The organism is Kaistella sp., from assembly GCF_049588135.1.
Classification (GTDB): Bacteria; Bacteroidota; Bacteroidia; order Flavobacteriales; family Weeksellaceae; genus Kaistella.
The window spans coordinates 1-8,649 of sequence record NZ_JBAVFG010000119.1; the positions used below are offsets into that span (position 1 = coordinate 1).

Consider the following 8,649-nt stretch of genomic DNA (forward strand, 5'->3'; position numbering starts at 1 on the left):
GAACGAATATCAATATGGATTTCAGAGCATGGTCCGCAAGGTCCGCTTTCGCCCATTTCCCAGAAATTATCTTTTTTATTTCCGTTGATAATTCTGCTTTCGTCGATATGAGATTTCCAGAAATTATAGGCTTCGTTATCGCGATCTAAATTTTCGGAAGCATCGCCTTCAAAAATTGTTACATATAAATTTTCTTTCGGAATTTTATAAACTTCGGTCAACAATTCCCAAGCAAAACCGATGGCTTCTTTTTTAAAATAATCACCAAAAGACCAGTTTCCCAACATTTCAAACATCGTGTGGTGATAAGTGTCGCGACCCACATCATCCAAATCATTGTGTTTCCCGGAAACTCTCAAACATTTTTGCGTGTCGGCAATTCTTGGTGCTTTTGGTTGTTTGTAACCTAAAAAATAATCTTTAAACTGAGTCATTCCCGAGTTCGAGAACATCAAAGTAGGATCGTCTTTCAACACGATGGGTGCGGAAGGAACGATAAGGTGGTTTTTACTTTTAAAATAGTCTAAAAATTGCTGTCTTATTTCTTGTGAAGTCATGATTGAATTGGCTTTAGCGTATATATAAGTTGGCAAATTTAATGATTTTTAATAGGACTGTCGAATAATGTTTTCGTGAATTGATAAATATTCGAACATATTATTGTTTCAGTAATTTAAATGTTTTAATTAGGGTTTTCCCCTTTATTATTTTTATTAGATATATTCCATTCGGTTGCTTTGAAAGATTTACTTCATTAATTTTCTTCTTAAATTTCCCTTGTTCAACCAAAGTACCAACAACATTAATTAATTCAAAGTCGACGATATTATTTAAATTTTGCAAATCAATCATAAAAATATCTTTAGAAGGATTAGGATAAACTTTAATTTGATTCGAATGTTTTTCGACGGCTTCCAAATTTGAAATCGGGTAAGAATCTAAGACTATAACTCCCGAATTTATCGGATCTAACCAATCTTTAAGTCTCGTACTTGGGGTGTTACCGCCATTCCAAGAAACATCAAATCGTCCATAACGATTGTAACCACCTTGATATACGTTTCCGTCACAAAAACTTTCGCCACAACAAAGCTGACCTATAATCCGCCTTTCACTATTAAATAAAGGTGAACCTGATGAGCCAGCCTGCGTAATTCCCATTTCCCAATTATTAATTAACCACATATTGTTTGACATGACAGGTTCACTGTCTCTACACGTTTTCATGATATCTCCTGCAGGATGATGAATTCCGAAAACCCAGGGAGAAATTAAATTAGTTCTGTCCCAACCCGACCAAACGGTTTCCCATTCCAAAGGGATTTCTGAATTAATTTCTACAAGACAAAAATCCATAGCTCCATTCTTCGCTTTTAAAGTTGCACCGCTAATGGTATGATAATCTGCATTACTAACACTATCTTCTGATGTTGCACAAACCGTATTTGAACTAATCCAGTTAAACTTAAACGCCCAAGTTGCCGGATCAGAATAGCAATGCTCTGCTGTTAAAAAATAAGGTTTTCTATCATTGGCAGTATTGTTTATTAAAGCTCCAGAACACATCGCAGCTCCATTCACTAAAACTAAAGCAACAGATTTCTTTACTACATTTTTCAAAGGATCCGCATCGCTTCCTATTGAGCAATTAACATCAATATTACAATCATTCGAAGAATTCAAATTACCGCCTGAACGATAACCGTGTGTTATATTTTTTATTACAAATGAACCTTTTCCAACTTGAGCTGCAGGTTCAAAATACTCCAAAATAATATCGTCTCCTTTTACAAGCCAAGTTCCTAAGGTTTTATTTTTATTATTTTGAGTAAAAGTGTAAGCTCCTAAAAGATCGGTTCTGTCATTATTATATACAAATAAATTAGCACCAAGTGGAATGAAAAAATCTTCGAAAATAAAATTTAAACTTTTAGCAGCACCCGAAAAAAACCGAATTCTCCAGATTCTATCTCCATTGGACAAGGTTTCCCAACTTCCTGAATTTTCAAGACTGTAATTAACCTCAAATTTATATCCAAAACGATAAGGAATATTATCGTTATTATCATTTATTTGATCTTCAATTTGAACTGCTTTTAAGTCAAAAGATGGTAAATCAATTGGTTCAATATTTTGCACATTTTGTAATTCCCAGCTTTTCGGTTGACTTCCTTTAGAAACCTGCGCCGAAAACTGGACAAAAGTGCATAGAAGGGTTATAATAACGCAGATGGGATTGAATTTCATAGTTTGATGAATTAAGTAGTTTCCACAAATTTACTTTATTTTTAATACTGATAATATTTAGGCAGATAAAATAAATTTTCGTTTTACAATGCTCAGTTACCCCAATAATTCTAAACCAAAATAGATTTTTTTTAAAATAATCTTCAAAACTCCAGCTGAAAATTTTTATTTCAAAGCAAACTCTATTTAAATAGTTCTCGTATATAAGGTTGTAAGATTTAATTCTTAATTTATGAAATGTTAGCGATAGAAAATTGCTTTTAACTCATTTAAATTTCAGCCTAATATTTGTATGTATAATAAAATTAATTCAAAAAAATCATGAAAAAAAATAGTAAGAAAAAAATGAAAAATATTTTAACACTCTTGGCATTTATCTTTGGAGTTGGTATTTTTGCGGCAACTACGTTTTCGTGTAGCAAATCCAAAATACAAACTGCTGAAGAAAATCAAAAACCCGAAACGAATATGGAAGGTAAAAACATTAAAGAAATCTATTTTGCCGGCGGATGTTTTTGGGGAACCGAACATCTATTTCAATTGGTAAGAGGCGTTGTTGCAACAGAAGTTGGGTACGCAAACGGAAAAACAAAAAACCCGACTTACGAGCAGGTAATCAGTCATACAACCGGTTTTACGGAAACGGTAAAAGTAAAATATGATGCAGACCAAGTAAGTTTACCACTTTTAATCAATCTGTTTTTTAAATCGATTGACCCTACTGTTTTAGACCGACAAGGAAATGACACCGGAGATAATTACAGAAGCGGAATTTATTCTACCGATGCAGCTACTGAAGCCGTTGTAAAAACTGAAGTTGCAAAATTGGCTAAAAACTATAAAAAACCGGTTGTTGTAGAAACCATTCCTTTGAAGAATTTCTACAAAGCTGAAGATTATCACCAAGATTATTTGGATAAAAATCCGGGTGGATATTGCCACATTCCATTCTCTGTATTTGAAGAAGCGAGAAATGCGAATCCGCTTCCGAAAGCGAAATAATAAATTTTAAGGTTGTCGAAAGGCAACCTTTTTTTATAGGAATTTTTTGATGTTTAACATTGAAATATTTAAGAATATTAAAAATCCGAAAATGAGATATAATGATTCTTTAGTTAATGTTTTTAATAACACTTTATATTTTTCAAAAATACCTGGCATAAATATTTTTTCAACCAACGAACGCTCATCAACATAGGTTACAATAAGATCATTACATAGCAAACATTCAATTTGTTCAGTTTTTGCGTGTACATCTTTGTAATCTACTAACGCAAAAACATGTCCTGTTTTCTCCATATCAACACCATAAACTTCATGTTTTAGCAATATGAAAATCATTTAAAATAGAAGCAAAATTGCCGTAAGAATTATTATCATTTAAGATAAATTCAATTCCTGTTTCTTTTTTATTTTCTTGCTGAAGTTTCTTGAGTTCCGAAACGTAATACTTAGAATTCTTTTTGGCTTCATTGGGTTTGACGATGATTTTCTTATAATCCCAATTCCTAAAAGACTCAAGAGTAGTTCGCTGACTCATAGGATCATTTGGATTATATTTCGCTGGAATCCCCAAATCCATTACATTAGGAATCGGTTCGTTTAATTTTCTATTTCCATAATACCAAAAAACCAGCGGAATTAGTATTGCGCTTATTAATCCGGGAACGTAATATTTTTTAGTTAAACTTGTTTTCATTATTAAAGTAAATTTAAGTAAAAAAAATCCGTCCCAAAAAAATTTCTGAGACGGATTGCTTATCTTAAAATGAAAAAGCTTTTATTTCTTTTCCAAAGCTTTCACCAAAATCTGAAGATTCACTTCATCTTTAATTACTCCGTTTGCCAAAGGAACTTGAAATTTTACGCCAAAATCTTCTCTTTTAATATCTTTCGGTTCGGTTGCAATACTTACTTCGCCGTTTTTCACCGAAACATTTGCATTAAACTGAACTGGTTTTGTAATTCCTTTGATGGTTAAATTCCCGTCTAATAAAGTGTTATAATCTCCTGAAGTATTCGCAGAAACTTTGGTAATTTCATAAGAAGCGGTCGGAAATTTATCTACTTCAAAGAAGTCGCCGCTTTTCAAATGCCCAATTAATTTTCCTGATTGTTCGGGATCATTTTTTAAATCAACCGAGGTCAATGAATTCATATCTGCCACGAATTTACCACTTTCCAGAATTCCATCTTTCACCGTTAAATCACCACTTTCGAAATTAATAATTCCAAAATGACTAGACTGTTCGGACTTTAGCACTTTGTATCCTTTCCATTCAATTCTACTGTTTAAAGTATCGAGTTCATAAATCGCACCGTGATTGGTGGTAGAGACTTCGGTAACTTCGCTTGTTAAAGGCTTATCCTTTCCGCATGATACGATTACAATTGCTGAAAAAAGCGCAAAGAAAACTGAATTAGTAATTGATTTCATCATTAAATAACTTTAATTAAATTGTTTTGGCTAAAATAACAAAAATATCTTTATTAGAGACAAATATGTTATTTTTGCAATATGCTATTAGAAATCAAGAATTTATTTTTCTCCCATCGCCCAGACCAAAGGCTTTTTCAGAATTTTAACCTTAAAGTTGAAGAAGGAAAAATCATCGCTCTAGCAGGCGAAAGTGGTTGTGGAAAATCGACACTTCTCAATTTAATTTATGGACTTCTGGAATGGGAAAAAGGGGACATCATTTTTAATGGTTCACCAATTTTGGGTCCGACTAAAAATTTAGTTCCTGGCGAAGAGAATATGAAATTGGTTGCTCAAAATTACGATTTGATGCCCTATTCTACTGTTGCCGATAATGTGGGGAAGTTTATTTCTAATATTAATTTAAAAGAGAAAAAAGAAAGAGTACAGGAACTTCTGACTGTAGTCGGACTCGAAGAATTCGAAAATACTTTACCCAAATATTTGAGTGGTGGGCAAATGCAAAGAGTTGCCATCGCAAGAGCACTTTCGGTAATGCCGCAACTTTTATTACTCGATGAACCTTTTAGCAATATCGACTTTTCCAGAAAAATAGAATTGCGCGAACGGTTATTTAATTACGTTCGGGAAAAGAAAATTTCACTCCTCATTTCTACGCATGAAATTCAGGAAGTAATGCCGTGGCTGGATCAGATTATTGTCTTGCAAGAAGGTCGATTAATTCAAAATGACAACGCAGAAGAAACCTACAATAACCCTTATAATCAATACGTCGCTTCTCTTTTTGGCGAAGTAAATGTTTTTTCAGACGAAGAAAAAATCGCCTTCAATCTTTCTAAAAATTTCTGGTATCCACACGAAATCAAAATTTCAGAAGAAGGAAAAAAAGTTCAAGTTTTGGAAAGTCGTTTTTCTGGAAGTTATTTTTGGAATAAAATATCTTTGAACGGTAAAAAACTGGTTATTTACACTCCAGAAAAAATTGAAGGATCTCTTAAAATCAATCTTTAAAAAAGAAAAAAGCCAAGCCAGTTCAGCGGTTGCGAATTGATACTTGACTTTTGTCAGTTGATTTTTATCTTTTGAAAATAATTCCTAGCTTTGTTATTCAAAACGTAAGGAAATTTTTGGTTAATTCTCTTTCTGCCCCTGAGACGAAATTAGTACAATTCCTTTGTACGACTAGTCTTCGAAACGGAACCCTATCCACATTTTTCCTTTTTTTTATGCTTTTTTCACAAATTCAGATTTCAGCGCCATTGAACCAAAACCGTCGATTTTGCAATCTATATTGTGATCGCTATCTGGACGTAATCTAATATTCTTTACTTTTGTTCCAGCTTTTACTGGTTTTGGCGCTCCTTTTACTGGTAGATCTTTAATCACTACTACAGAATCTCCATTTTGTAATTCTTGTCCGTGGGCATCTAGAATTTTGTCTTCATCAGCGGTTTCACCTGGCGTCCATTCATGGAAACATTGAGAACAAACCATTTTACCATCTTGCTCATAAGTGAATTCTGATTGGCATTTCGGACAAACTATTGTATCGCTCATAATTATAATTTTCACAAAGATATTATTAAAATAGGGAGATTACAAGTTTAAGGAGACCTTGAACTAGACAAATATCTAGATTTGAGTTATTTAAAACATCTTTTTTCTTTTATTGCTTTTGCTTTTGTAGAACCTTTAATTTGTAGTAGAAATTTTTTGTCATGAATTCCTAAATTTAAATATAGATTATTCCAGCGAACTTTACTTTTAATTTTCAAACTCTTTGTTTTTGAGCAATTCAGCAAGTAATTTTTTAGCGCGCATAATCCTAACTTTCGTATTGGCGACGGTTATATTCTGTTCCTCGGCGATTTCTTTAATACTTTTTTCTTCAAAGAACCGAAGCTGAATAATCTCCTTATAATTAGAATCTAAACTTTCAATGATGGATAAAATTTGTTTTTGATCTTCTTCGGAAATCAGAAGCTCTTCTGGAGAAAGTGCCAAGTGATTTTTGAAGCCGTCGAAATTATCTGTAGAATCTTCATTTTCTCGGGATTTTTTTCGCCAGTAATCGATGATTGAATTTTGTGCGATGGTAAGAATCCAGGTTTTAAACTGAAAGTTAGGGTCAAATAGATCCAGCTTTGCCAATACTTTAGAAAAAACCGAAACCGTGATTTCATCTGCAACATATTCATCTTGTACTTTTTTCATTACAAAACTGAATACATCAACCCAATATAAATTAATGAGTTGGGTCTGTGCTTTCTGATTTTTATTTTTAGCCAAAGAAATCAGTGTCAAAAGGTCTGTATTCTTCATGGGGAAACAAAGATAAGAAATTGCAATATAAACTTCGGCTGAATAGTTGAGAAATTATCTTGATAAACTTATTTTAAAATCTTAACTTGCATCAATAAAATTAATTGGTTTAATAATATCAATTGCAAAGAACTCAAGAACATATGAATTATAATAAAATGGATAAATCTAATAAAAAATATAAAAAGCAGGTTTTAAAATCGTTAGAAGAATTGGCAAAAACTGAACACGTATTATTAGAAACGATGACTAACTTAATGTTACTAAAGGAGTTAAAAGATAATAAAATCGAATTTAAAAAAGGGGATACTTTTTCTTTTGAAGATAGTATTTTTGATTACAGCGAAGACAAAAACGTTCGTAGAATCGCAAAACTTCGTAAAAAAACATTAAAAACCATGCAGAAATTAGTTGAAAACAATGATTTCAAAGATAAAGAGATTGAGTTTTTAGCATAACAATAATAGTGCTAACTTGGACATAATAATTTAAGGAGAAATCAATTTAATAAGAATATTTTAGTTTTATTCATAATAGTTTTATAGCTGATAATTTGTCCTTATTTTCAGAGTTTCCTATGAGGGGTCAAAATTGATACATGGTCTTCTATCGTTATCAAACTAGGAAAAGGTGAGTTCTACAATCCATCTCCTGAAAATGGGCTTAAAGCTTGTTTTCTTGTCATCACTCCTGAGTACGATATTGATTAAATGACCAAACGATTTTTCACATGTGCTATTATTTCCCCTCTATACCCTTCATCTGTGAGAACAACCTTATTACCTGAGTTCGATTGCTAATTTATAATAAAGAAATCGCAATAAAAGGTAAACATCAGTATCTTTAAGTTATTGAAAATCTATAACTTAACTAGATCTTATTTTATGGTTTGTTTTTGATAGAATTAGGGATATCTATTCGATTGTTGACGAGCTTTGTAAAGATTTTGAAAATTATCCGAACCTTGCCCACTTGGAAACTAACCAAAAAAGAAACCCAGAACAAGCGCTTCTGAAGTTATCCCCATAACGCTACTTTTTCCATCTGAGTGGTTTTTGGACTTTTAAACATTTTTACATCTATTATGTCCAAAAACATATGATACAATATTTCTCGCAAACTGTTTCCTATAACCAATTTGTCGAATTAATACAGTATGCATTGATGCCGATCACAATGTTTGCAAAAACCTGTTGTTTAGGAACTTGCACAGGAATATTTTTTGTAGATAGCACACCAATCAGAGTTTGCAAAAATATTTCCCACCTTGATGCAGCTCATCATAAAGATAAAGTCGAAATTTTCCTTCAAATTATGCTTAGTCGCCAAGTTTTGTCACTGACCCAGCATTTTTCCTCTTCAGATTAGCAAAACTTTTTGCCTAGCCCCCAAGTTTTGCTCTTGATCCATCTTCATTCTTTATTGGCATTTTACAATTATCCCGCTGAGTTTATTGCACAAATAAAGCTTATCAAACTAAATTGATGAGCTTTATTCTCTGAGTTTATTTCACAAAAAAACCTCAATCAAATAAATGATTGAGGTTTAAAAAAACTGGCGGCGACCTACTCTCCCGCGTTAGCAGTACCATCGGCGCTAGAGGGCTTAACTTCTGTGTTCGGAATGGGAACAGGTGAGCC

At 32.6% G+C, this 8,649-nt stretch carries 10 protein-coding genes, 1 rRNA gene and 1 pseudogene; 4 read left to right on the plus strand and 8 right to left on the minus strand.

Features of this window, described 5'->3' with window-relative positions; genetic code table 11:
- Both WBY99_RS06735 and WBY99_RS06740 read right to left on the minus strand, forming a co-directional pair.
- On the minus strand, positions 1 to 557 hold a 557-nt coding region (locus tag WBY99_RS06735; RefSeq protein ID WP_423975575.1), incomplete at its 3' end, for an alanine--tRNA ligase-related protein.
- Between the two features lie 100 nt (positions 558 to 657).
- On the minus strand, positions 658 to 2,247 hold the full coding sequence (locus WBY99_RS06740) for a T9SS type A sorting domain-containing protein (RefSeq protein ID WP_423975566.1): 1,590 nt from the start codon (positions 2,245 to 2,247) through the stop codon (positions 658 to 660).
- Positions 2,248 to 2,592: 345 nt separating this feature from the next.
- Here WBY99_RS06740 and msrA point away from each other — a divergent pair, with 345 nt between their 5' ends.
- Positions 2,593 to 3,249 (plus strand): peptide-methionine (S)-S-oxide reductase MsrA, encoded by a 657-nt coding sequence (gene msrA, locus WBY99_RS06745; protein WP_423975567.1) that lies wholly within the window; start codon positions 2,593 to 2,595, stop codon positions 3,247 to 3,249.
- A gap of 33 nt (positions 3,250 to 3,282) precedes the next feature.
- Here msrA and WBY99_RS06750 read toward each other — a convergent pair whose 3' ends face one another.
- The 3 genes from WBY99_RS06750 to WBY99_RS06760 form a co-directional block, all read right to left on the minus strand.
- A complete protein-coding gene (locus WBY99_RS06750; protein ID WP_423975568.1) occupies positions 3,283 to 3,576 on the minus strand; it encodes a hypothetical protein in 294 nt (97 codons plus the stop codon).
- Positions 3,563 to 3,946: a hypothetical protein gene (locus WBY99_RS06755; RefSeq protein WP_423975569.1), complete on the minus strand. Its 384-nt coding sequence runs from the start codon at positions 3,944 to 3,946 to the stop codon at positions 3,563 to 3,565. Before WBY99_RS06755 ends, WBY99_RS06750 begins: the two co-directional genes overlap by 14 nt.
- A gap of 81 nt (positions 3,947 to 4,027) precedes the next feature.
- Complete coding sequence (locus tag WBY99_RS06760) at positions 4,028 to 4,687, minus strand: YceI family protein (RefSeq protein ID WP_423975570.1); 660 nt, start codon at positions 4,685 to 4,687, stop codon at positions 4,028 to 4,030.
- 78 nt (positions 4,688 to 4,765) lie between these two features.
- Between WBY99_RS06760 and WBY99_RS06765 the strand changes: the two genes are divergently transcribed.
- Positions 4,766 to 5,698 (plus strand): sulfate/molybdate ABC transporter ATP-binding protein, encoded by a 933-nt coding sequence (locus tag WBY99_RS06765; RefSeq protein WP_423975571.1) that lies wholly within the window; start codon positions 4,766 to 4,768, stop codon positions 5,696 to 5,698.
- 213 nt (positions 5,699 to 5,911) lie between these two features.
- Here the strand turns inward: WBY99_RS06765 and WBY99_RS06770 are convergent, their stop codons facing one another.
- Positions 5,912 to 6,244, minus strand: coding sequence for a zinc ribbon domain-containing protein YjdM (locus tag WBY99_RS06770; protein WP_423975572.1), 333 nt, complete (start codon positions 6,242 to 6,244; stop codon positions 5,912 to 5,914).
- 207 nt (positions 6,245 to 6,451) lie between these two features.
- Positions 6,452 to 7,009 carry an RNA polymerase sigma factor gene (locus WBY99_RS06775; protein WP_423975573.1) on the minus strand — a complete coding sequence of 186 codons (558 nt, stop codon included), beginning with the start codon at positions 7,007 to 7,009 and terminating at the stop codon, positions 6,452 to 6,454.
- A gap of 143 nt (positions 7,010 to 7,152) precedes the next feature.
- Here WBY99_RS06775 and WBY99_RS06780 point away from each other — a divergent pair, with 143 nt between their 5' ends.
- Both WBY99_RS06780 and WBY99_RS06785 read left to right on the plus strand, forming a co-directional pair.
- The gene (locus WBY99_RS06780) at positions 7,153 to 7,467 is read left to right on the plus strand and encodes a hypothetical protein (protein ID WP_423975574.1); all 315 of its coding nucleotides are present in this window, start codon (positions 7,153 to 7,155) and stop codon (positions 7,465 to 7,467) included.
- A gap of 421 nt (positions 7,468 to 7,888) precedes the next feature.
- Positions 7,889 to 8,266, plus strand: a pseudogene (locus tag WBY99_RS06785) (IS982 family transposase); the annotation flags it as partial.
- 295 nt (positions 8,267 to 8,561) lie between these two features.
- On the opposite strand, the gene rrf reads toward WBY99_RS06785, so the two are convergent.
- A 5S ribosomal RNA gene (gene rrf, locus WBY99_RS06790) occupies positions 8,562 to 8,649 on the minus strand; the annotation flags it as partial.

What these genes read in the sequence shown, in the direction of transcription:
- WBY99_RS06740 (WP_423975566.1), bottom strand. Translation starts at nt 2,247, where the DNA reads ATGAAATTCAATCCCATCTGCGTTATTATAACCCTTCTATGCACTTTT.
- WBY99_RS06755 (WP_423975569.1), bottom strand. Translation starts at nt 3,946, where the DNA reads ATGAAAACAAGTTTAACTAAAAAATATTACGTTCCCGGATTAATAAGC.
- msrA (WP_423975567.1), top strand. Translation starts at nt 2,593, where the DNA reads ATGAAAAATATTTTAACACTCTTGGCATTTATCTTTGGAGTTGGTATT.
- WBY99_RS06775 (WP_423975573.1), bottom strand. Translation starts at nt 7,009, where the DNA reads ATGAAGAATACAGACCTTTTGACACTGATTTCTTTGGCTAAAAATAAA.
- WBY99_RS06765 (WP_423975571.1), top strand. Translation starts at nt 4,766, where the DNA reads ATGCTATTAGAAATCAAGAATTTATTTTTCTCCCATCGCCCAGACCAA.
- WBY99_RS06760 (WP_423975570.1), bottom strand. Translation starts at nt 4,687, where the DNA reads ATGATGAAATCAATTACTAATTCAGTTTTCTTTGCGCTTTTTTCAGCA.
- WBY99_RS06780 (WP_423975574.1), top strand. Translation starts at nt 7,153, where the DNA reads ATGAATTATAATAAAATGGATAAATCTAATAAAAAATATAAAAAGCAG.
- WBY99_RS06770 (WP_423975572.1), bottom strand. Translation starts at nt 6,244, where the DNA reads ATGAGCGATACAATAGTTTGTCCGAAATGCCAATCAGAATTCACTTAT.